The organism is Isoptericola sp. NPDC057559, assembly GCF_042801555.1.
Lineage (GTDB): Bacteria > Actinomycetota > Actinomycetes > Actinomycetales > Cellulomonadaceae > Isoptericola.
The window spans coordinates 46,599-67,877 of the sequence record NZ_JBHVFQ010000023.1 but is presented as its reverse complement, the minus strand read 5'-3'; the positions used below and the strand labels follow the sequence as shown (position 1 = coordinate 67,877).

The following is a 21,279-nucleotide window of genomic DNA, read 5'->3' as shown; positions in this document are numbered from 1 at the left end:
GGTCTACGCCGCCGCGCTGCCCGTCGCGGACCGGCTCGTCGTCACGGAGGTCGACCTCGCCGTCGAGGGCGACGCGTACGCGCCCGCCGTCGACGGCGCGGTCTGGGAGGTCGTCGACGACGGCGCCTGGGCCACGTCGTCCGGCCCGGGCACCCTGCGCCACCGCGTGCGCACCTACGCCGCGCGCTGACCTCCCCGAGGTAGCCGGGCTCCACGCGAGGTCGTGCGCACAGCACCCTGGCGCGGACCGCCGCGGCGCGGTCCGCGCCTCGCGGCCTGTCGACCACCTCGCGGAGTCGTCGACGACCGCCAGGGATCCGCGCTGCCTCGCGGCACCCGACCACCTCGGTGACGCGGGCCCAGCGGGCTGAGCTTCACGATCTCGACACCGATTGTTGGAAGGCGCTTGCCGATTCCGGCAACCGTCCGGTAGCGTCCGAGAAACCGGTTACCGGCGCGTCTTCACCAGGGAGCGCGACCAGCTCGACGACGAGCAGAGGGGCACACCCATGGTGGTTGTGACGTACGACGAGGGGCCGGCGCGATGAGCGCCGTCACCGCCGCGCAGACGGCCGTGCCGGAGGCGGCACCGGCACCCGGCCCCGCGCCGGCGGGCCCGCGCCGCAAGCGCGCGTCGGCGCTGTGGAAGCACAAGGCGCTCTACCTCATGGCCGTGCCGGGGATCCTGTACTTCCTGGTGTTCAAGTACGCGCCCATGGGCGGGCTCGTCATCGCCTTCCAGGACTACATGCCGTTCCTCGGGATCGGCGGCAGCCCGTGGGTCGGGTTCGAGCACTTCGTGCGGTTCTTCACCGAGGACACGTTCCTGGTGCTGCTGCGCAACACCGTGGTGGTCTCGCTCCTGCTGCTGGTGTTCGCGTTCCCGGTGCCGATCATCCTGGCGCTGCTGCTGAACGAGGTGCGCACCAAGGTCTTCCAGCGCAGCGTCCAGACGGTCATCTACCTGCCGCACTTCATGTCGTGGGTCATCGTCGCGTCGATCTTCTACGTGCTGCTCTCGACGGACGGCGGCGCGGTCAACAACCTCATCGTCGAGTGGGGCGGCCAGCCCGTCCCGTTCCTCACCGACCCGGACTGGCTGCGGCCGCTGTACGTGGGCCAGGAGATCTGGAAGGGCGCCGGCTGGGGCACCATCGTCTACCTCGCCGCCATGACGGCGGTCGACACCCAGCTCTACGAGGCGGCCGAGCTCGACGGCGCGGGCCGCATGCGCCAGACCTGGCACATCACGCTCCCCGCGATCCGCCCCACCATCATCGTGATGTTCATCCTCGCCATCGGCGACTTCCTGGAGCTCGGCTTCGAGCACATGTTCCTGGTGATGAACTCCCTGAACCGCTCGGTCGGCGAGATCTTCGACACGTACGTGTACACGACCGGCATCCAGAACGGTCAGCTCAGCTACGCGGCCGCCGTCGGGCTCTTCAAGGGGCTGGTCGGCCTGGTCCTCGTCGTCATGGCGAACCGCCTCGCGAAGCGCTTCGGCGAAGAGGGCGTCTACTGATGTTCTCCTTCGAGGGCTTCGTCCGGATCAACACGTTCCTCACGGGCGCGTACCGGCTCGCCTACCTCAACCTGCTCTGGGTCGTGACGACCGTCCTCGGGCTCGGGCTGCTCGGCGCCGGCCCCGCGTCGTACGCGCTCGCGCGGTACGTCGACGGCTGGTTCCGGCGCGGCGAGACGCCGCCCGTGACGCGCGCGTTCGTCGCCGGCGTCCGGGAGCAGCCGTGGCGGTCGATGGTCGTCAGCTGGATCCTCGCCGGCGCGGGCGCCGTCATCGTCACCAACGTGTTCCGCGCCCCGAGCTGGACCCTCCAGGCGCTGAACGTCGTCGCGCTGGTCGTGCTCGCCGTCGCCGCCGCATACGTCTATCCGCTGATGGTCGCGACCGGTGCCGCGACCGTCGGCCGCCAGCTCGCCGGCGCCCTGCTGATCGGCTTCGGCTCGCTGCACTGGACCATCCTCGGCGCCACCGCCGTGGGCCTGACCGGGTGGCTGCTGTGGCAGTTCGCGTCGCCCCTGCTGGTGCTGTTCGGGGTGGGGATCCCGGCCTGCGCCGTCGGCGTCGTCACCCGCATCGTCTTCCGACCCCTGGCGCAGGACCCGGACCAGCCGGCCGCGCCCGACCGCAGTTCCATCCACGCGCCTGCGACGGAGCAGGTGGCATGACACGAAGGAGTCAGACCATGAGGAGAGGCATGCTCGTGCGGGGCGCGGCGGCGACGGCCGTCGCCGCGCTCGCCCTGGCCGCCTGCGGCAACAACGGGTCCGGGGACACGGCGGAGGCCGACGACGGCCCCCTCACCTGGATGGCGATGCTCCACACGCCGACCACGCCGGAGAAGGACGGCGTCATCGAGTCGGCGCTGGAGGAGCACACCGGCCAGAAGTTCGACGTGCAGTGGGTGCCGGACGCCTCCAAGGAGGAGAAGATCAACTCGGCGCTGGCCTCGGGCAAGCTCGCCGACATCGTCTCCCTCACGATGACGGACAGCACCCAGGTGCGGCAGGCGCTCGGCTCCGGCCAGTTCTGGGACGTCGACCAGTACCTCGCCGACTACCCGAACCTGTCCCAGATCGACCCCGACACGCTCGCGGCCGCGAAGCTCGACGGCAAGCTCTACGGCGTGCCGTTCCAGAAGATCAAGGCGCGCTACGGCGTCCTCGTGCGCCAGGACTGGCTGGACAACCTCGGGCTCGAGGTGCCGCACACCATCGAGGACCTCACCAAGGTCGCCGAGGCGTTCACCCACGACGACCCGGACGGCAACGGCAAGAAGGACACCACCGGCTTCATCGACCGCGAGGAGAGCTTCCTCGTCGGGTTCCGGTCGCTGTCCGGGTACTTCGGCGCCGGCGACAAGTTCGAGGTCACCGACGACGGCCAGGTCGTGCCCGCGTTCACCACCGACGCCTTCAAGCAGGCGATGGAGTGGTACCGCGGCGTCTACGAGGAGGGCGCGGTCAACCAGGAGTTCGTCACCGTCCAGAAGTCGAACCAGCAGGACGCCATCGCACAGGGCAAGGGCGGCATCGTCGTCACCGGCCTGTTCGAGGCGAAGAACTACCAGGCGCTCGCGGAGAGCGCGGACCCGAAGACGCCCATGAAGTGGGCGCTGATCAACGACATGCGCACGGCCGACGTCGAGCACCGCATCCTCACGGACACGGGCGGCGGCATGGGCGGCTGGCTCGCCTTCCCGAAGAAGGAGGTGACGTCGGAGGCCGAGCTGAAGAAGGTGCTGACCTTCGTCGACAAGCTGATGGACGAGGACGCGTTCGCGCTCATGACCAACGGCGTCGAGGGCACGCACTACGCGACCGAGGGCGACGGCGTCGTGTCGATCACGGACGAGACCGCCTGGGAGCAGGAGGTGCAGCCGTACTCCTCCTCGCGTCCTTCGGAGAAGGTCGTGACGTACAAGTCCACCTCGCCGTACGTGGACGAGGCGAACGAGCTGATGGCCGCCAACGAGGACGCCGTCGTCATCAACCCGGCGCAGTCGCTGTCCTCGGACACCTTCGACCGGCAGTGGTCGACCATCGAGCAGCAGGTGAACGACGCGTACAACCAGTACATCACCGGCCAGATCGAGATGTCCGACTACGACGGGGTGATCGACGGCCTCCGCGGCCAGGGCCTCGACCAGATCATCGAGGAGTACTCGGCGGCGTACGCCGAGGTCAACGGCTGACCCCACCCCCGATGCGGTGAGCGGGCTCCGGCCGTGCCGGACCCCGACAGGGGCCGGAGCCCGCTCACCACGCTCGCGCACCACCGAGAGGCGACACGTGCACACCCTCGACGAGACCCTGGCCACGACCACCCTCCAGGCCGCGATCGACGACGCCGCGGCGGCGGGCGGCGGCACCGTGCTGGTGCCCGCCGGGACGCACCGGACGGGCGCGCTGCGCCTGCGCTCGCACGTGGAGCTGCGCCTCGAGGCGGGCGCCGTGCTGCAGTTCGTGCCCGACCCGGCGCTGTACCCGCCGGTCGAGGCGCGCTGGGAGGGCGCCCCGGCCACGATCCACTCCCCGTGTCTCTACGCGGCCGGCGAGACGGACGTCGCGATCACCGGGTTCGGCACCATCGACGGCGGCGGCGGCCCGTGGTGGGACACGTTCCGCCACGACCGGGAGGCGCTCGCCCACCCCCGACCGACGCTGGTGGGGCTGCACGACTGCGAGCGCGTCACCCTGCGCGACGTGCGCCTGACCAACTCCCCGAGCTGGACGGTGCACCCGCTGCGGTGCGACGGGGTGACGATCTCCAACGTCGTCGTCGTCAACCCGCCGGACTCGCCCAACACCGACGGCATCGACCCCGAGTCGAGCCGCAACGTACGGATCAGCGACTGCCACATCGACGTCGGCGACGACTGCGTGGCGATCAAGGCGGGCACCGAGCGCGACCCGGAGCAGGTCGCGTGCGAGAACATCGCCATCACCAACTGCACGATGGTGCACGGCCACGGCGGCGTCGTCATCGGCTCGGAGATGAGCGGCGGCGTGCGCGGGGTGGTCATCAGCAACTGCGTCTTCGAGGGCACCGACCGCGGCATCCGCATCAAGTCCCGGCGCGGGCGCGGCGGCGTGGTCGAGGACGTCCGCGTGACCAACGTGGTCATGCGCGGCGTGATGTGCCCCTTCGTGATCAACCCGTTCTACTTCTGCGGGCCGGACGGCGATGAGCCGCGCGTCGCCGACCGGGCCCCGCACCCGGTGGGCCCGTCGACACCGGTGTTCCGGCGCATCCACCTCGCGCACGTCACCGCGCGCGACGTGCACGCGGCGGCCGGCTACCTCTACGGCCTGCCCGAGCAGCCGCTCGACGACGTCACTCTCGACGACGTCACGATCTCCTACGCCGCCGACGCGGTGCCCGGCGTCCCCGCGATGGCCGACGGCGTGCCCGAGCTGCGGCGCGCCGGCCTGCACCTCGGTTTCGTCGGTGACGCGGACCTGTCGCGGGTGCGGATCGAGGGCTGCGAGGGCCCGGGCGTCGTCGTCGAGGCGAGCCCCGCGCTGCGGCTTCAGGGGGTGCGGGTCGATGGCGAGCCCGTCGGTGCGTGACGCCGCGCGCCGCGCCGCGCCGGACGACGGCGTGCCCGACGCACCCGTGCGCCGTCGGGCCGAGACGTGGCTGGCCGTCGCGGGCATGGTCGGGGCGGCGGTCTTCCTGGGCGGCTTCGCGCTGGTGCTGAACCGCACCGACGAGGAGACGTTCCTCGCCCGCCTGTACCCGGCGATGACGGACGCGGGCGTCGACCTCGCGTCGGCGGACGCCTACGACGCCGCGCGCACGCTGGCCGCATGGTTCGGGCTGACCCTCGTGGTGGTGCTGCTCGTGGCGGCCGCGGGGGTCCACGTCGCCCGCCGCCGCCCGGCCCGCCGCTCCACGGGCTGGTGGTTCCTCGCCGCCGGGCTCGCGTGCCTGCTCGGCAGCCAGTTCGTGCTGTACCCGGTCGCGTTCCTGTTCTTCCTCGCCGCGGGCCTGTTCGCCCTGCGGCGGACCCGCCCGACCGGACCCTTGACCGGCCCCTTGACCGAGACCCTGCCCGACACCGGGAGCACCCCATGAGCAAGACCGTCGCCCCGCCGCGTCCCGACCGCGCCCTGCGCGCCGACCGCACCGGCCGGATGCACAGGCCCACCACGGGCACGCGCGTCTTCCGCGTGGTGAACGTGGTCGTCCTGTCCCTGTTCGCGCTGGTGTGCGTGCTGCCGTTCGTCAACGTGCTCGGCAGCTCGCTGGCCACGCCGGGGGAGCTCGCGACCCGCCCGTTCGTGCTCGTCCCGCGCACGTTCTCGCTCGACGCCTACCGGTACATCCTGTCGACGTCGACGATCTTCCGGGCGATGGGGGTCTCGGTGTTCGTCACCGTGGTGGGCACGTTCGTGAGCCTGCTGCTCACGTCGTTCATGGCGTACGCCCTGTCGAAGCGGTACCTGCGCGGCCGCCGCGTCATCAACTTCCTCGTGGTGTTCACCATGCTGTTCAGCGGCGGCATGATCCCCACGTTCATCGTGGTCAACAGCCTGGGCCTCATCGACTCGCTGTGGTCGCTGATCCTCCCGGTGGCGATCAACGCCTTCAACTTCGTCATCATGCGCAGCTTCTTCCAGGGCATCCCCGACAGCCTGGAGGAGGCCGCGCGCATCGACGGCTGCTCCGACCTGGGGGTGTTCCTGCGGATCGTGCTGCCGCTGTCGCTCGCGTCGATCGCGACGATCGGCCTCTTCTACGCCGTGTACTACTGGAACACGTACCAGAACGCCATCCTCTACATCAACGACTCGACGAAGTGGCCCATCCAGGTGCTGCTGCGCCAGATCGTCATCGTCGCCAGCGGCATGAACGCGGACGAGAGCGCCGTGGACGTCGTGCCGCCCGCGCAGTCGGTCAAGATGGCGGTCATCTTCATCGCCACCCTGCCGATGCTGATCGTCTACCCGTTCGTGCAGCGGTTCTTCGTCAAGGGCGCGCTGATCGGGTCCGTGAAGGGCTGACGCACCGGCGCACCGCGGCCCGGCGGCGTCAGCCGGCGGGGGAGTAGGCCGCGTGGAACGTCCAGCGCGGGTCGAGCGTCTCGCCGAAGCCCTGCGACTGGACGGCGAGCGTGCCGTCGTCGGCCAGGCAGAGGCGGATCCGGAGCGTGGCCAGCTCGTCGCCGTGCGTCCCCGCGCGGACGTCGAGGGCGCCCGCGCCGGACCAGCCGGCCGTCACGACCGCCGGCTCGTCGCCGATGCGGACGGCCGACGGGCCGGCGGTGTCGACCAGGATCGACCACCCGTCGGACGACGCGACCGTCCCCCCGCTCGCCCCCAGGGCCAGGGTGAGCTCCGCCGGCCCGGCACCCGGGGTGCTGCTCGCCCAGCGCCCCGACAGCACGCGCGCGTGCGCCGGGTCGTGGCGCGGCGCCGGCCAGGTGAGCGGGGCGACGCCGGCCGCCGTGGCGTGCGCCCCGGCCGGGACGAGCGCGCGGGCGGGGGCGACGAGGTGGTCGAGCACCAGGTCCAGGAGCTTCTGGTCGCCGGCGCCGGCGGCCTGGGCGTCGGCCGTCACGACCACGCTCACGCCGGTCGCGGGGTCGCCGTGCACGACCTGGCCGCCGAGGCCGAACATCAGCCAGCCGCCCTGCGGCGGCAGCCACAGCTGGTACCCGTAGGCCGCGCGGAACGGCCCGCCCCACGTCTGGGTCGCCGGGTCGGCCTGCGGCGCCGTGGCGGCGGCGAGGTAGTCCGCGGGCAGCAGCCGCGCGCCGTCGTGCACCCCGCCGTCCAGGAGGAGGCGGGCGAGGCGGGAGAGGTCGTCGGGCGTGCAGATCAGCCCGGAGCCCCCGTGGCTGTACCCGTCCGGGCCGCGCAGGAAGCGCAGGGCGGGGCCGATCCCGAGCGGGTCGAGCAGCCGCGGCCGCAGGTACTCCGCCAGCGAGACCCCGGCGACCCGCTCCACGAGGGCGGCCAGCGTGTACGCGGCGCTGGTGTCGTAGGTGAACAGCGTGCCGGGCGGGTGCGTGGGCGGGACCCGGAAGTACGACTCCAGCCAGCCGCCCTCGCGCACCTTGTACGTCGTGGCACGGTGCGGGCCGACCATCGCGAGCATGTGCCGCAGCGTCGTGGCCTCGAGCCACGGGTGGGCCGGGCCGTCGGCGACGAGGTCGGGGAAGTGCCGCACGACGGGGTCGTCGAGGCTCAGCGCCCCCTCGGCGGCGAGCAGCCCGACGGCGAGGCCCGTCACCGTCTTCGACACGGAGTACATCCGCTGCGGCACGTCGTGGCCGAGCGGTGCGCTCGCGGCGGCGAGCAGCCGCTCGCCGCCCGCCCGGACGTCGACGGTGTGCACCGCGACGTCCAGCTCGCGGGCCCGCGCGACGACGGTCGCGAGGCCCGCGGCGAGGGCGGGGTCGGCGGGCGGCGCCACGGGGCTCAGACCAGGTCGCGCACGGCGGCGTACTGCGCGCGCACCTCGGGCCGGGGGTCGGCGGCGAGCGTCGTGGCGACCGTCGTCGACCACGCGGGCGCCGCCGCGTCCGGGGTGCCCGCGGCGGCGAGCACCCATGCGGCCTGGCGTGCGGCGCCGTCGGCCACGTACTCGCCGGGCTCGGGGACGCCGATCGCGAGGCCGAAGACCTGCGTGGCCACCTGCTGCACGGCGGGCGACTGCGCCGCACCGCCGATGAGCATGACGCGCTCGATCGGCACGCCCTGGGCGCGGAGCGCGTCGAGGCCGTCGGCGAGGCCGCAGAGCATGCCCTCGACGTACGCGCGGGCGAGGTGCTCGCGGGTCGACGTCGCGAGGCGGACGCCGTGCAGCGTGCCGGTCGCGTCGGGGCGGTTGGGCGTGCGCTCGCCCTCGAGGTAGGGGACCAGGACGAGGCCGTCCGCCCCGGCGGGGGCGGCCAGCGCGAGGTCGGCGAGCTCGTGGACGTCGGCGTCGAGCACGGACCGCGCCGCGTCGAGCACGCGGGCGGCGTTGAGCGTCACGGCAAGCATGAGCGCGTTCCCCGTGGCGTCGGCGAAGCCGTTGATGGCGCCGGTGCCGTCTGCGGTGCGCCGCGGCGCCACCGCGGACACCACTCCCGACGTGCCGATCGAGATCGCGATGTCGCCCGGGGTCATGCCGAGGGCGAGCGCGGCGGCGGCGTTGTCGCCGGCGCCGGGGCCGAGGAGGGCACCGCCGTCGACGTCCGCGCCGGCGGCGGAGGCGTGCGCGACGCCACCGGACTCCGACGGGCCGAGCACGCGGGGGAGCACGAGGTCGTCCCGCCCGAGGGCGAGCCTCAGGAGGTCGGGGCGGTACGCGCCGGCGCCCCCGTCCGCCTCGGCGTCGTAGTAGCCGGTGCCGGACGCGTCGGAGCGGTCGGTGGTCAGGGCGTCGAGGCGCGGCCCGAGCGGCGACTCGTCCTCGGGGCCGTAGCCGGCGATGCGCCAGGTCAGCCAGTCGTGGGGGAGGGCGACGGCGGCGACGCGGGCGGCGTTCTCCGGCTCGGCGTCGCGGAGCCAGCGCAGCTTGGTGACCGTGAGCGACGCGACGAGCACGGACCCGACGGCGTCGGCCCAGGCCTGCGCGCCGGCGTCCCGGTCGCCGTCGCCGAGCTCGCGGACCAGGTCCTCGGCCGCGGCGGCGGAGCGGGTGTCGTTCCACAGGAGGGCGTCGCGCACGACGCGGCCCTCGGCGTCGAGCGCGACGAGCCCGTGCTGCTGGCCGCCGACGGCGATCGCGGAGACGTCGTCCAGGCCGCCGGCCTCCTGCGCCGCGGCGAGGAACGCGTCCCACCAGTGCCGCGGGTCGATCGACGTGCCGTCGGGGTGCCTCGCCGTGCCGGATCGCACGAGGCGCCCGGTATCGGCGTCGCGCACGACGATCTTGCAGGACTGCGTGGACGTGTCCACGCCGGCGACGAGGGGCATCGTTGCTTCCTTCTCGGGTCGTTCAGTGCGGTGGGTGGGATCGTGGCCCGGTCCCGAGCCGGGACCGGGCCACGATCCCACCCACCACGACGGGGGGTCAGCCGATGAGGTGCTTCAGCGCGAGCTGGTGCAGGCGCACCAGGCCGTAGTCGCGCTCGGCGACGGCGTCGACGTCCAGGTCCTCGTAGGAGGAACGGTCGGCGAGGAACGCGTCGAACGACTCGCCCGCGCCGAGCGTCGGCTCGTTCAGCTCGAAGATCCCGGCGTGCTCGAACGCCTTCTGCACCTCGGCGTCGGCGCGGTACGCCTGCGCCTTGGCGGCGAGCATGTCGTAGGTCTCCATGTTCGCCTTCGCCGACTCCCACACGCCGTCGAGGTACTCGGTGCGGCTGGGCTTGTAGTCGAAGTGGCGCGGGCCCTCGTAGCGCGGGCCGCCGTTGGGGAACCCGTTCTCGAGCATGTCCACCGTGAAGAACGCGCTCAGCAGGTCGCCGTGGCCGAAGACGAGGTCCTGGTCGTACTTCGGGCCGTGCTGGCCGTTGAGGTCGATGTGGAACAGCTTGCCCGCGTACAGCGCCAGCGCGAGGCCGTGCGTGTAGTTGAGGCCCGCCATCTGCTCGTGACCCGTCTCGGGGTTGAGGCCCACGATGTCGCCGTGGTCGAGCGTGTCGATGAGCGCGATCGCGTGCCCGATGCTCGGCAGGAAGATGTCCCCGCGGGGCTCGTTGGGCTTGGGCTCCAGCGCGACGCGCAGGTCGTAGCCCTTCTCCTTGATGTAGGCGGCGACGGTGTCGATGCCCTCCGCGTAGCGGGCGTGCGCGGCGTGCAGGTCCTTGGAGTTGTCGTACTCCGTGCCCTCGCGGCCGCCCCACATGACGAACGTCGAGGCGCCCATCTCGGCGGCCAGCTCGACGTTGGTGAGCACCTTGCGCAGGCCGTAGCGGCGCACCGCGCGGTTGTTCGAGGTGAACGCGCCGTCCTTGAAGATCGGGTGCGTGAAGGTGTTCGTGGTGACCATCTCGCAGACGAGGCCGGTCTCCTCGGAGGCCTTCTTCACGGCGTCGATGTGCTTCTGGCGCTCCGCGCCCTCGCCGCCGAACGGGAAGACGTCGTTGTCGTGGAACGTGAAGCCCCAGGCGCCGAGGTCGGCCAGCTTGCGGATCGACTCCGCGGGGTCCAGCTCGGGGCGGGTCGCGGTGCCGAACGGGTCGGCGGCGGGCCAGCCCACGGTCCACAGGCCGAACGAGTACTTGATGTCGCTCACGGGGTTCTCCTCGTCGAGTCGTGTGTCGAAGGCTGCCGGAACGGGCACCGGTCCAGCGGCGCCGCGTCCGCGCGGCGTTTTGTTGTACGGCTGAACTATTGCGCGTCGCTGGGCTAGAGTCAACACGTGCCAGCCACCCCGACGACGACGCCCGAACGGGCCTCCCGCGTTCCCGACGGCGGCGCGGCGTCGCGCCAGCACACCCTGCGGGAGCGGAACCTCCGCCTCGTCGCCGGGGCCGTCTTCGGCGCCGACGGGCCGCCCTCGCGCGCCGACGTCGCCGCCGCCACCGGGCTCACCCGGGCCACCGTCTCGACCCTCGTCGACCGGCTCGTGGCCGGCGGCCTCGTCGCCGAGCTGCCGCCCGTCGTCGCCCAGCGGGCCGGCCGCCCCGCCGTCCCGCTCGTGCCCGCCCGCCGCACCGTCGTCGGGCTCGGGCTCGAGGTGAACGTCGACTACCTCGGCGCGCGCGTGCTCGACCTGGTGGGCGACGTCGTCGCCGAGCGCGTCGTCACCGGCTCCCTGCACGACTCCGACCCGCGCGAGGTGCTGGCGCGCCTGCGCGGGCTCGCCGTCGACGTCGTGGCCGAGGTCGAGGCCGGCGGCATGCGCGTCGCCGGCGCGCGGCTCGCGCTCCCCGGCCTCGTCGACGTGCGCGGGGCGCGGCTGGAGGTGGCGCCCAACCTGGGCTGGTCGTCGGTCGAGCCCGTCCCCGAGCTGGACCTGCGCACCGGAGCCGGGGAGGCGGTCGACGTCGAGGTGGCCAACGAGGCCAAGCTGGCCGCCCTCGCCGAGCTCGCCGGCGAGGTGCCGCCGTCGTTCCTCTACGTCTCCGGCGACGTCGGCGTCGGCGCGGGGATCGTCGTGGACCGCCAGCTCTTCCTCGGCGAGCGCGGCTGGAACGGCGAGATCGGGCACGTCGTCGTCGACCCCGCCGGCCCCCGCTGCTCGTGCGGCGCCACCGGCTGCCTGGAGCAGTACGCCGGCAAGGAGGTGCTGCTGCGCGGCGCCGGCCTGCCGTCGTCCGCCCCCGTCCACGCCGTCGTCGACCTGCTCCGCCAGGGCGACGACGCGGCCCTCGCCACCGTGCGGCGCGCCGGCCGTGCCCTCGGAGCCGCGCTCGCCACCTTCGTCAACCTCGTCGACGTCTCGACGATCGTCCTCGGCGGCGCGTACGCCGAGCTGTTCGGCTGGGTCGGCCCCGTCGTCGCCGGCGTCGTCGAGGAGCGCGCCCTCGCCGCGCCGTTCGCGCCCGTCGACGTGCGGCCCGCCGCCGCCGGACCCCACGCCGCCCTCACCGGCGGCGCGCGCGAGGTGCTGAGATCGGTGGTCGCTGACCCGGCCGGCTGGGTCTGACGGTCGGAACGGTCAGAACCAGCCCGCGACGACGCGCACGCCCTGCACGACCAGGGCACCCAGGCCGAGGATCGCGAGCAGCGCGATCGCCCCGGCGACCAGGCCTGCCGCCGTGCACCCCGCGCGTTCGAGGACGCGCTCCGACCGGGTGCGCTCGTCCACGGCGTCGTCCGGCGATCGCGCCCCCTCCTGGAGCCGCGCGAGACGTGCCGACGCCACGGGGCCGAGAGCGTCGGTGTCGCCCGACCATGCGACGGCGGCGAGCCTGCCCCGCGGCGACCGGAAGGCGCGCTCGAAGGCCGCGATCTCGGTCGCGTCCGCGTCCTCGGCGAGGAACGACCAGCGACCCGCCTGCGCGATCTCGTGCTGGCTCCGGTAGACGACCGCCAGCCGGGCGCGGACGTCGAGCCGATCCGGGTAGGTGCGCACCAGGCTGCGCAGGCGCTGGATCGCCGGGAGGACCCGACCCTGAGCGAGGTCGTCGTCCACCCGCTGGAGCGTGAGGTCGAGGGGCACATCGAGGATTATCGGTGACGGCGCCTCGCGGCCACCAGAGAATTCGCGGCCAGGGTGCCGGGCGCGGGACGCTAGGCTGTGGGCGGCCGCGATGAGGACAACGCGGCGGCACGCGTCACCCCGTGGTGGCGCGCGCGCCTGTAGCTCAGTGGATAGAGCACCGCTCTCCTAAAGCGGGTGTCGGCAGTTCGAGTCTGCCCAGGCGCACTCTCGCCAGGTCTTCGGGGCGGTCCCGCGGTCCTAGGCTCGTCCCATGCCGCCTTCCGACGTCGAACCGCGCCTGGACTCCGCCGACCCGGCGGAGCAGTTCGCCGCCTACCTCGACTACTACCGCGCCGTCGTGGCGCGCAAGGTCGAGGGGCTGACCGACGCGCAGCTGCGGACCAGCCTGCTGCCGTCGGGGTGGACGCCGCTGGAGATGGTGACCCACCTGGTGCACATGGAGCGCCGCTGGTTCGTGTGGGGCTTCCTGGGCGAGCAGGTGGACCGGCCGTGGGGCGACAACGCGGACGCCGCCCCGGAGAGCCCGTGGCGCGTCCCCGAGGGAGTCGGTCCGGAGGAGCTGGTCGCCGCGCTGCACGCGGGCGGCGAGCGGACCCGGCAGCTGCTGGCGGTTCACGACCTGGCCGAGCGGGCCGCGGTCGGCGGGCGGTTCACGACCGACGACGGCACGCCTCCCACGCTGCTGTGGATCTGCTTCCACGTGCTGCAGGAGTACGCGCGGCACGCCGGTCACCTCGACATCGCGCGGGAGCTGGCCGACGGCGCGACGGGGGAGTAGCCCGGGCTCCCTCGCGGTCAGTCGGCCTGGGCGTGCGCGATGTGGGCGAGCTGCCGCCACACGAGCACGAGCGTCAGCCCGGCGCCGACGAAGCCGAACCACATGGGTGCGGTGAGGCCCCAGTGCTCGGCGAGGACGCCGCCGACGGCGTTGCCCACGACGATGCCGCCGAACACGCACATCATGTAGGCGGAGCCGACGCGGCCCTGGAAGCGGGTGGGGGTGGCCCGCTGCCGCACGGTGTTGGACACGGTGCCCCAGACGAACGAGTACGCGCCGAACACGAAGAGGATCGCCATCGCCGCCCAGCCCTTCGTGGCGAGGGCGAGCGCGAGGTGGAACAGCACCTCGAGCGTGAGGCACACCTTCATGAGGGTGGCGAGCGAGTACCGCCGCTCGAGCGTGCCGTACGAGAACGTGCCGATGAGTCCGCCGACGGCGGCGGCCGTGGTGAGCAGCCCGTAGCCGACGGGCCCCATGTGCAGGTAGTCGAGGGAGTACTTCACGAGGATCCCCCACGGCGCGGCCCACGTGGCGTTGAAGACGAGGATCACCAGGGCGAGCGTGCGGACCGGGGGGTTGGTCCAGATCCACCGCAGGCCCTCCGCGATGTCGTGCCGCACCTTGTGGCGCTCGCCCCCGACGCGCGCGCCCGGCGCGGGCGGTACGGGCGTCAGCACGACCTTGCTCACCAGCAGCACGGCCAGCAGCACGGTGAGGACCTGTGCGGCGAACGGCCACGCGGCCCCGGCGGCGAAGAGCGCGGCACCCAGCGGCGGCCCCACCAGCTGGTTCGCGGTGAGGAACCCGGCCTGCAGGCGGGAGTTGCCGATGCCGAGGTCGGCGGGCCGCACCAGCATCGGCAGCAGGGTCTGGGAGGTGGTGTCCGCGAAGACCTCCGCCACCCCCATGAGCAGCATGGCGGCGAGGACGACGCCGATGTTCACGTGCCCGGTGACGATCACGACGCAGAGGGCGGCGACGACGACGGCGCGCAGCAGGTTGGCGACGATGACGAGCCTGCGGCGGTCGAGCCGGTCGGCGAGCACCCCGGCCCAGAGGCCGAAGATCAGCCAGGGCAGGCGTTGCAGCATGGCGGCCAGGGCGACGAGCATGGCGGAGCTGGTCTGCGACGCGACGAGCAGTGGTCCGGCGGCGAGCGCGACGCCGTCGCCGATGTTGCTCACCCACGACGCCGACATCAGCCACCGGAACCCGGTGCCCATGCGCGCGGGCGCCACCGCCTCGACCACTCGTCTCACGAGCGACCAGCCTAGGTGCCCCGGGCAGGCGGCCGCCCTCAGAACTTCCTCACATGAGTTGCGAGGTTCGCCCTCCTCGCATATTGACGACATCGACAGTGAGCGGCACACTCTCGGTGACAGCGCGCATCGCCCGCCCCCTGCGCGGTGCGCGCTGTCCCTTGCCGGGCCGAGCCCGGCCCGACGCCCCTTCGGACCCCCCGCCGAGGGGGCGTCTACGTGCTCGTGTGCCGTCGATGTCCCCGCCGGGGCGCCTGCTCCGGCCGTTCCTCGGCGCGGCGAGCCCGGCCCGAGGGGTCGGCCGTTCTACCGTGCTGGCGTGAGAGCCGCCCGACGATCCACCGCCACGACCGCGGTCGACCCCTCCGCCGGGGCCCCCGCCGCGCCGGCCACGTCCGCACGGACGGGCCAGGACGGCGACGGTCCCGCGGGCGGGGGAGACGACGCCCCCGACGCCGCGCGCGGGGGGCGCGACCAGGAGCACGACGCCGCGCCGGGCACCGGCGACCGGTCGTCGGGCTCGGGGCCGCACGGGCGGCGGTCGGGCGAGAGCGCGTCGTCCGCGGCGGCCGCGGCCGTCGAGACGGCGACCCGCCGCTGGCGCACCTCCCTCGTCGACATGGTCGGCGGCTCGTCCCTGTCGGACGTCGGACTGCTCGGTGAGGCCATCGTCGACCTGTCCAAGGCGCACCCCAACGGGGTCGCGGGGTTGTTCGCCGGCCGCCCGACGCGCCTGTCGAACCTGGTGCGCGAGGGCGAGGCGCTCCCCGCGGCCCGCCGCCGCGCCCGTGCCGTCGCGGCCCGTGCCGCGGAGCACGCGTCGCGCTACGGCGTGGCGCCCACGTACCTCGCGATCGGCGTCGCCACCTGGGTGGAGCACGACGACGAGCCGGAGGTCCCCTTCGGTGGCGGCGGCCCGCAGCGGCACGACGTCGCCGCGCTCGCACGGGTCGCGTCGTCGGGCGCGACGGCGGCCGCCGTCGCGGACCCGGACGACGCGGACGACGCGGACGGGGCCGAGGACGCCGACGGCGTCGACGAGGCCGCCACCGACGGGTCCGGCGCTGCCGGCTCCGGGGAGGCGACCGGGTTCGCCGACGGCGACACGGGCGAGAGCCCCGCGCTGACGACGTCGATCCCCGTCGTGTCGATGGCGTCGCGGGAGCGGTCTGCCGCGCCGCGCGCCACGCCGTCGGACCCCGACGCCGGGCCGCCCGCCGGCCGTGTGGTGCACGCGCCGGTCGTGCTGCGGCCCGTCACCCTGACCCCGCGCGGGGACGGCGGCGCCGACTACGACCTCACGCTGGAGCCGACGGTCGAGATCAACCCCGTGGTGGCGCGCACGCTGCGCGCGCACGGGGCCCTGCTGGACCCGGCGGCCCTGGCCCGCGCGACCTTCACGCTGGCCGGGTTCGACCCGACCGACGTGCTGGCACGGGTGGCCGCGCTCGGCGAGGCCGTGCTCGAGGACTTCCAGCTGGACCGCCGGGTGCTGGTGGGCACGTTCGTGCACCCCGGGCAGGCGCTGGTCGACGACCTCGACCAGCTCTCGCCGTCGCTGCACCGGCACGAGGTCGTGGCCGCGCTCGCCGGCGTCGACGACGCCGCGCAGCGCCTGGCCGCGCTGGAGCTCCCGGCCGTGCGCCGCGGCGACGCCGACCCGACCCGGGAGCGCGGGGTCGGCGACCTGGACCCCCAGCAGCGGTCGGTGCTCGACGCGCTCGCGACGGGCGGGCACCTGTTCGTGGACGCCCCGGTGGGCTCCGACGTCGCGGGCACGCTCGCGGCCGTGGTCGGCGAGGCGACCGCCGCGGGCCGCTCCGTGCTCTACGTGACCGGGCACCGGCGGGCGGCCGACCGGCTGGCGCTGCGGCTCGACGGCCTGGGTCTGGAGAGCCTGCTGCTCGACGTGCCGCCCCACCCGACGTGGCGCGAGGACGTGACCCGCCGCCTGCTGTCCGCGATGGCGAGCGAGCCCGAGCAGGTGGACGTGGACGGCGCCGCCCGCGTGCGCGACGCGCTGATCGGCACCCGGTCCCAGCTCACGGGCTACATCGAGGCCCTGCACCAGCCGCGCTCGCCGTGGCAGGTCTCGGCCTACGACGCCCTGCAGGCGCTCGCGCGGCTCACCTCGGAGCGGCCGGCGCCGTCGACCACCGTGCGGCTCGCGTCCGAGTCCGTGCTGGCGCTCACCCCGGACCGCCGCCGCGAGATCGCGGCGGGCCTGGAGCGCGCCGCGGCGCTCGGAGCGTTCACGCTGCGCCCGTCGTCGACACCCTGGTACGGGGCGCACCTGCTCACCGACGACGACGCCCGCCAGGCGCTGGTGCGCGTGGAGCGGCTGCGCGACGTCACGCTGCCGCAGCTGCGCCGCCAGCTCGCGTACACGGGCGAGGTCACGGGCCTGACGACGCCGACGACGGTGCGCGGCTGGGGCGAGCAGCTCGCGATGCTCGGCGGCATGCGCAGCACCCTCGACCTCTTCCACCCGATGGTCTTCGAGCGGACGGCCGCCGACCTCGTGCAGGCGACGGCGTCCCGGCGCTGGCGGGCCGAGCACGGCATCGAGATGGGCTGGTTCGCGCGCCGGCGGCTGCGCAAGCGCGCCAAGGACATGGTGCGCCCCGGGGTGCGGGTGCCGAACCTGCACGAGGCCCTGGTGCAGGTGCAGGAGCAGCGTGACGTCTGGGCCGAGCACGCCCAGCGCGGCGGCTGGCCGACCCTCCCCGAGGGCCTCGCGTCGATCGAGGACACCTACGAGGCGGTACGCATCGACCTCGAGGCGCTGGAGCCGGTGCTGGCCCCGACCATGCTGGGCGGCCACCTGCTGGACCTCGACCTCGACGGGCTCGCCGAACGGCTGCAGCGCCTCGCCGGCGCGGCCGAGGCGCTCGCCAAGCTGCCCGAGCGGACCCGCCTGCTGCGCGAGGCCCGGGGGGCCGGCGTCGGCGACCTCGTGGACGACCTCACCGACCGGCGCGTGCCGGGAGACCTCGTCGGGGCGGAGATCGAGCTCGCCTGGTGGTCGTCCGTCTTCGAGCAGCTGCTCACCGCCGACCCGGTGCTCGCCGGGCAGGACGGCGTCGGGCTCGACGCGCTCGCGCGCCGGTTCCGCGACCTGGACCGCGAGCACCTGGCCGCCCTGTCGCAGCCGGTGCGCGTCGCCGCGCGCGCCCACCTCGGCACCGCGATGCGCGAGGATCGCGACTCCGCGGAGGCGCTGTTCACCGAGCTCATCGAGGGCCGGATGACGACGCTGCGCGACGTCGCCGAGCGGCACGGCGACGTGCTGCGCCGCCTGCGCCCGGCGCTGGTCGCCACGCCCACCCTGGTGCCGCACCTGCTGCCCGAGCACCGCACCGCGGACGTCGTGATCCTCGACGCCGTGCAGCACGTGCCCACCGAGGTGGTGGTGCCCGCCATCGCGCGCGGCCGTCAGATCGTGGTGGTCGGCGACCCGCGCTCGGCGTCCGGCACCAGCGTGCACGAGCTGTCCGCCCTGCTCCCGACGGTCACGCTGCAGCCGCACGAGAACAGCCGCGACCCCGAGCTGACCCGGCTGCTCGCCGCCCACGGCTACGAGGGACTGCTGCGCCCCGCGCCGCTGCCGCGCGCGGAGGCGCTCGTGCACCTCGACGTGGTGGACGGCACCGGCATGCCCGACCCGGTCTCGGGCAGCGTCGAGAGCACGCAGGCCGAGGTGGACCGCGTGGTCGAGGTCGCCATCGAGCACGCCCTGACCCGACCGGAGGAGACGTTCGCCGTCGTCACGGTGACCGCCACGCACGCCGACCGCGTGCGCGAGGCGCTGCTCGCCGAGGTGCGCGCGAACCCCGCGCTGGCGCCGTTCTTCTCGGGCTCGCGGCCCGAGCCCGTGGTCGTGGCCGACATCACCGGGGTGGCCGGGCTTTCCCGCGACACCGTGCTGCTGTCCGTCGGCTTCGGCCGCACCCCGCACGGCCGCGTGCTGCACCGCTTCGGCGTGCTGGGCGACGCCGGGGGAGAGGCCATGCTGGTCGGCGCGCTGGGCGCGACCCGCAAGCGGCTGCACGTCGTGTCCTGCTTCCGGGCCGACGCCCTCGACCCCGAGCGGCTGCGTGGTGCCGGCCCGCGGCTGCTGGTCGACACGCTGGAGCTCGCCGAGCGGCGCTCCGGCGTCGCCGACCAGGTGCGCCTCGGCAACGGCGTCGACGTCGGCCGCGCGCCGGACCGCCTCCTGGTCGACCTGGGCGAGCGGCTCTGGAAGCTCGGCTACCTCGTCGAGACCGACTACGGCGCCACGGACGGCGACCGCATCCCGCTGGTCGTGGGGCACCCGGACCTGCCGGGCGAGCTGCTCGTGGCCGTCCTGACCGACGACGCCGCCTATGTGGCCGAGCCGTCCGTGCGCGTGCGCGACCGGCAGCTCGCGGAGCGGCTCGAGCGGCTGGGGTGGGTCGTGACGCAGGTCTGGTCGGCCGCCGCGTTCCTCGACCCCGACGGCGAGGCCGACCGCGTGCGGCGGCTCGTGCAGCGCGTGCGCGACGAGCGCATCGGCACCGCCGGCGGCGTCGTCCCGCCGCGGGAGGTCGTCGTGCCGGTGCTCCCGGACGAGGACGAGCACCCCGTCGACGTCGGCCCGGCGCCCGAGGTCGTCGTCGACGTCGCGGTGGACGTCGAGGTGGACGTGGACGCGGATGTCGAGGTGGGCGTCGAGCCGGACGACGAGCCGGACGAGGCGTCGGGACCGGAGACGGTTGCGCTCGCGGAGGGCCCGGACGCCGCGGACGACGGCACCCCGGACGGTGCCGAGGCGGCGCGGGACGACGTCGAGGCGGCGCCGGCCGCGGCGACGGACGGCGACGACACGCCGGAGGCCCGGCCGCAGGGCTGATCGCACCTCCGCCCGCCGCGGCGGACCCGCCGCAGACCGTGGCGGACAATGGCGGGGTGAACGATTCCCCCGAGCGGACCGCCGCGCCGTCCGGCGCGGACCCGGACGAGACCACGCCGAGCGCGCCCGCTCCGCGCCGCCGGCGCCGCCGCGTGGTCCGTCAGGGCACGGAGCGGGAGACGGTCATGGGCCAGACGGCCGACGACCGCGGCGGCCACGACGACAACGACGACCGGCTGCTGCGCGACGTCCCGCCGCACTGGGGCCGCCGCTGAGAGACGCCGACGGCCGAGCCCGGAGCCAGGACCCGCTGCGGGTCCAGGTCTCGACGGGCTCGGCCGCTGCAGCGAGTTCGACTGCGGTGCGCGGCGAGCGCCGGCAGTGCGTGGCCAGGTCGGTGACCGGTCAGTACTGAGGACGGTCCGACTGCACGCCGCCGGACTGCGCGGCGAGGAGGTCGCGGATCTCCTGCAGCAGCACGGTGTCCTGGGCCAGCGGCGCCGGCTCCTCCTCCTGGCCGCGGGCACGCCGCGCCGCGAGGTGGTTGAGCGGTGCCACGACGATGAAGTAGAGGGCGGCGGCGATGATGAGGAAGTTCAGCACGGCGTTGAGGAAGAGCCCGATGCTGAACTTCGCCTCGTTGATCGTGAACGACAAGACGTGTGAGATGTCCGGCTGCCTGAAGATCGCCGCGATGAGCGGGTTGATGATGCCGTCGAGCAGCCCGGTCACGACTGCGGTGAACGCGGCGCCGATGACGATGCCGACCGCGAGGTCGACGACGTTGCCGCGCAGAACGAATTCCTTGAAGCCTGCGAGCAGGTTCTTCATGCGTGCCCCCTGGGTGGTGTGTGGCGCGCCGGGAGAACCCCGGCAGCGGCTGACGGTCGCCGATTCTCGCCGGGGAGCAGCGGGGCCGCAACGGCGGGGGCGGCGTGTCACCGGACCGGTCACCTCACCAGGACGGCGCCGACGGTGCCTCCGCCCGACGCGGCGGACAGCCCCGGCGCCTCGTCCTCGGACACGGCCACGAGGGTGACGTCGATGCCGTCGGTCGCCCCCGTCGGGCCTCCGAGGAGGCCGCCGCCGGCGTCGGTCGCGACCTCCGCGGCGGGGCGGGGGAGCACGAGGGCCCGCCGCGCGAGGTAGGGAGAGGTGTCGTCCTCCGGGTCGCCGCCCGGCCCTCCGTCCGGCTCGCTCGCCCGGACGAGGTCGACCCGGTCGCCGGGGCGCAGCCAGTCGGCGGCGGTGGCGTCGAGGCGGACCGGGACCACGACGGTGCCCGTCGGCGCCTGGGCCACCACGCCGCCGCCGGGCAGCAGCTCGACCCGCAGCGGCAGCCCGGCGGGCAGGGGGGTCGCGGGCGCGCGACCGACGAGGTCGGCAGGGGCGGTGACGGCGCCGTCGGGGGCGAGCGCCGCGGCCACGGGGACGGTGGTGAGGTCGGCTGCGGCGACCGGCTCGCCGGCGGGCAGCTCGCGCACGGGGACCACGACGTCGACCGACGGCGGCGGCGCGGGGCGGACCGCCTGGACGACGGCGGTGGCCGCGAACCCGCAGCAGGCGGCGGCCAGGACGAAGCGGGAGCGCCAGAGGGCGGCGCGCAGGCGGCGCAGCGTGCGACGGCCGGCCGGCGTGCCGCGGTCGTGGGGACCGGCGGGCTCGTCGGCGCGGCGTCGGGAGGGGCGGGTCAGCGCGTCGGGCAGCGGCATGGCGGCGACGCTAGGCCGACGTCGCGCGTCCACCCCCGTGCCGGCGGTGCACCTGTGGACGACGGGTCCCTGGGGGCAGC

The 21,279-nt window shown here is 74.4% G+C and carries 18 protein-coding genes and 1 tRNA gene; 12 read left to right on the top strand and 7 right to left on the bottom strand.

Annotated features, from left to right (window positions below; translation table 11 throughout):
* From ACFU5J_RS17710 to ACFU5J_RS17680, 7 genes are all read left to right on the top strand, one after another.
* A partial coding sequence (locus tag ACFU5J_RS17710) for a dihydrofolate reductase (RefSeq protein ID WP_430579605.1) occupies window positions 1–190 on the top strand: 190 nt, incomplete at its 5' end.
* 354 nt (window positions 191–544) lie between these two features.
* Window positions 545–1,525 carry an ABC transporter permease gene (locus tag ACFU5J_RS17705; protein WP_430579604.1) on the top strand — a complete coding sequence of 327 codons (981 nt, stop codon included), beginning with the start codon at window positions 545–547 and terminating at the stop codon, window positions 1,523–1,525.
* On the top strand, window positions 1,525–2,190 hold the full coding sequence (locus ACFU5J_RS17700) for a DUF624 domain-containing protein (protein WP_430576559.1): 666 nt from the start codon (window positions 1,525–1,527) through the stop codon (window positions 2,188–2,190). Before ACFU5J_RS17705 ends, ACFU5J_RS17700 begins: the two co-directional genes overlap by 1 nt.
* Before the next feature lie 17 nt (window positions 2,191–2,207).
* Window positions 2,208–3,716 carry an extracellular solute-binding protein gene (locus ACFU5J_RS17695; RefSeq protein WP_430579603.1) on the top strand — a complete coding sequence of 503 codons (1,509 nt, stop codon included), beginning with the start codon at window positions 2,208–2,210 and terminating at the stop codon, window positions 3,714–3,716.
* Window positions 3,717–3,813: 97 nt separating this feature from the next.
* Window positions 3,814–5,094: a glycoside hydrolase family 28 protein gene (locus ACFU5J_RS17690; RefSeq protein WP_430579602.1), complete on the top strand. Its 1,281-nt coding sequence runs from the start codon at window positions 3,814–3,816 to the stop codon at window positions 5,092–5,094.
* The gene (locus tag ACFU5J_RS17685; protein ID WP_430579601.1) at window positions 5,072–5,602 is read left to right on the top strand and encodes a hypothetical protein; all 531 of its coding nucleotides are present in this window, start codon (window positions 5,072–5,074) and stop codon (window positions 5,600–5,602) included. Before ACFU5J_RS17690 ends, ACFU5J_RS17685 begins: the two co-directional genes overlap by 23 nt.
* On the top strand, window positions 5,599–6,531 hold the full coding sequence (locus tag ACFU5J_RS17680; protein ID WP_430576555.1) for a carbohydrate ABC transporter permease: 933 nt from the start codon (window positions 5,599–5,601) through the stop codon (window positions 6,529–6,531). Before ACFU5J_RS17685 ends, ACFU5J_RS17680 begins: the two co-directional genes overlap by 4 nt.
* A gap of 28 nt (window positions 6,532–6,559) precedes the next feature.
* Here ACFU5J_RS17680 and ACFU5J_RS17675 read toward each other — a convergent pair whose 3' ends face one another.
* From ACFU5J_RS17675 to xylA, 3 genes are all read right to left on the bottom strand, one after another.
* On the bottom strand, window positions 6,560–7,945 hold the full coding sequence (locus ACFU5J_RS17675) for a serine hydrolase domain-containing protein (RefSeq protein ID WP_430579600.1): 1,386 nt from the start codon (window positions 7,943–7,945) through the stop codon (window positions 6,560–6,562).
* 5 nt (window positions 7,946–7,950) lie between these two features.
* Entirely contained in the window at window positions 7,951–9,435 is a 1,485-nt protein-coding gene (locus ACFU5J_RS17670; RefSeq protein WP_430579599.1) for an FGGY family carbohydrate kinase, read from the bottom strand.
* Window positions 9,436–9,532: 97 nt separating this feature from the next.
* Entirely contained in the window at window positions 9,533–10,699 is a 1,167-nt protein-coding gene (gene xylA, locus ACFU5J_RS17665) for a xylose isomerase (RefSeq protein ID WP_430579598.1), read from the bottom strand.
* A gap of 126 nt (window positions 10,700–10,825) precedes the next feature.
* Here xylA and ACFU5J_RS17660 point away from each other — a divergent pair, with 126 nt between their 5' ends.
* Window positions 10,826–12,055 carry an ROK family protein gene (locus ACFU5J_RS17660; protein ID WP_430579597.1) on the top strand — a complete coding sequence of 410 codons (1,230 nt, stop codon included), beginning with the start codon at window positions 10,826–10,828 and terminating at the stop codon, window positions 12,053–12,055.
* Between the two features lie 12 nt (window positions 12,056–12,067).
* On the opposite strand, the gene ACFU5J_RS17655 is transcribed toward ACFU5J_RS17660, so the two are convergent.
* Window positions 12,068–12,571 (bottom strand): DUF6584 family protein, encoded by a 504-nt coding sequence (locus ACFU5J_RS17655; RefSeq protein WP_430579596.1) that lies wholly within the window; start codon window positions 12,569–12,571, stop codon window positions 12,068–12,070.
* Between the two features lie 134 nt (window positions 12,572–12,705).
* Here ACFU5J_RS17655 and ACFU5J_RS17650 point away from each other — a divergent pair.
* Window positions 12,706–12,778, top strand: a tRNA-Arg gene (locus ACFU5J_RS17650).
* 46 nt (window positions 12,779–12,824) lie between these two features.
* Entirely contained in the window at window positions 12,825–13,352 is a 528-nt protein-coding gene (locus ACFU5J_RS17645; protein WP_430576549.1) for a DinB family protein, read from the top strand.
* A 17-nt stretch (window positions 13,353–13,369) separates the two neighbouring features.
* Here the strand turns inward: ACFU5J_RS17645 and ACFU5J_RS17640 are convergent, their stop codons facing one another.
* On the bottom strand, window positions 13,370–14,614 hold the full coding sequence (locus tag ACFU5J_RS17640; protein ID WP_430579595.1) for an MFS transporter: 1,245 nt from the start codon (window positions 14,612–14,614) through the stop codon (window positions 13,370–13,372).
* 319 nt (window positions 14,615–14,933) lie between these two features.
* Here ACFU5J_RS17640 and ACFU5J_RS17635 point away from each other — a divergent pair, with 319 nt between their 5' ends.
* The gene (locus ACFU5J_RS17635; protein ID WP_430579594.1) at window positions 14,934–19,487 is read left to right on the top strand and encodes a hypothetical protein; all 4,554 of its coding nucleotides are present in this window, start codon (window positions 14,934–14,936) and stop codon (window positions 19,485–19,487) included.
* A gap of 56 nt (window positions 19,488–19,543) precedes the next feature.
* Complete coding sequence (locus tag ACFU5J_RS17630) at window positions 19,544–19,762, top strand: hypothetical protein (protein ID WP_430576547.1); 219 nt, start codon at window positions 19,544–19,546, stop codon at window positions 19,760–19,762.
* A gap of 130 nt (window positions 19,763–19,892) precedes the next feature.
* Here the strand turns inward: ACFU5J_RS17630 and mscL are convergent, their stop codons facing one another.
* Together mscL and ACFU5J_RS17620 are read right to left on the bottom strand one after the other, a co-directional pair.
* A complete protein-coding gene (gene mscL, locus ACFU5J_RS17625) occupies window positions 19,893–20,318 on the bottom strand; it encodes a large conductance mechanosensitive channel protein MscL (protein WP_430576546.1) in 426 nt (141 codons plus the stop codon).
* 119 nt (window positions 20,319–20,437) lie between these two features.
* On the bottom strand, window positions 20,438–21,199 hold the full coding sequence (locus ACFU5J_RS17620) for an SAF domain-containing protein (protein WP_430579593.1): 762 nt from the start codon (window positions 21,197–21,199) through the stop codon (window positions 20,438–20,440).
* Between the last annotated feature and the right edge of the window lie 80 nt (window positions 21,200–21,279).

What these genes read in the sequence shown, in the direction of transcription:
- ACFU5J_RS17705 (WP_430579604.1), top strand. Translation starts at nt 545, where the DNA reads ATGAGCGCCGTCACCGCCGCGCAGACGGCCGTGCCGGAGGCGGCACCG.
- ACFU5J_RS17700 (WP_430576559.1), top strand. Translation starts at nt 1,525, where the DNA reads ATGTTCTCCTTCGAGGGCTTCGTCCGGATCAACACGTTCCTCACGGGC.
- ACFU5J_RS17695 (WP_430579603.1), top strand. Translation starts at nt 2,208, where the DNA reads ATGAGGAGAGGCATGCTCGTGCGGGGCGCGGCGGCGACGGCCGTCGCC.
- ACFU5J_RS17685 (WP_430579601.1), top strand. Translation starts at nt 5,072, where the DNA reads ATGGCGAGCCCGTCGGTGCGTGACGCCGCGCGCCGCGCCGCGCCGGAC.
- ACFU5J_RS17680 (WP_430576555.1), top strand. Translation starts at nt 5,599, where the DNA reads ATGAGCAAGACCGTCGCCCCGCCGCGTCCCGACCGCGCCCTGCGCGCC.
- ACFU5J_RS17670 (WP_430579599.1), bottom strand. Translation starts at nt 9,435, where the DNA reads ATGCCCCTCGTCGCCGGCGTGGACACGTCCACGCAGTCCTGCAAGATC.
- ACFU5J_RS17645 (WP_430576549.1), top strand. Translation starts at nt 12,825, where the DNA reads ATGCCGCCTTCCGACGTCGAACCGCGCCTGGACTCCGCCGACCCGGCG.
- mscL (WP_430576546.1), bottom strand. Translation starts at nt 20,318, where the DNA reads ATGAAGAACCTGCTCGCAGGCTTCAAGGAATTCGTTCTGCGCGGCAAC.
- ACFU5J_RS17620 (WP_430579593.1), bottom strand. Translation starts at nt 21,199, where the DNA reads ATGCCGCTGCCCGACGCGCTGACCCGCCCCTCCCGACGCCGCGCCGAC.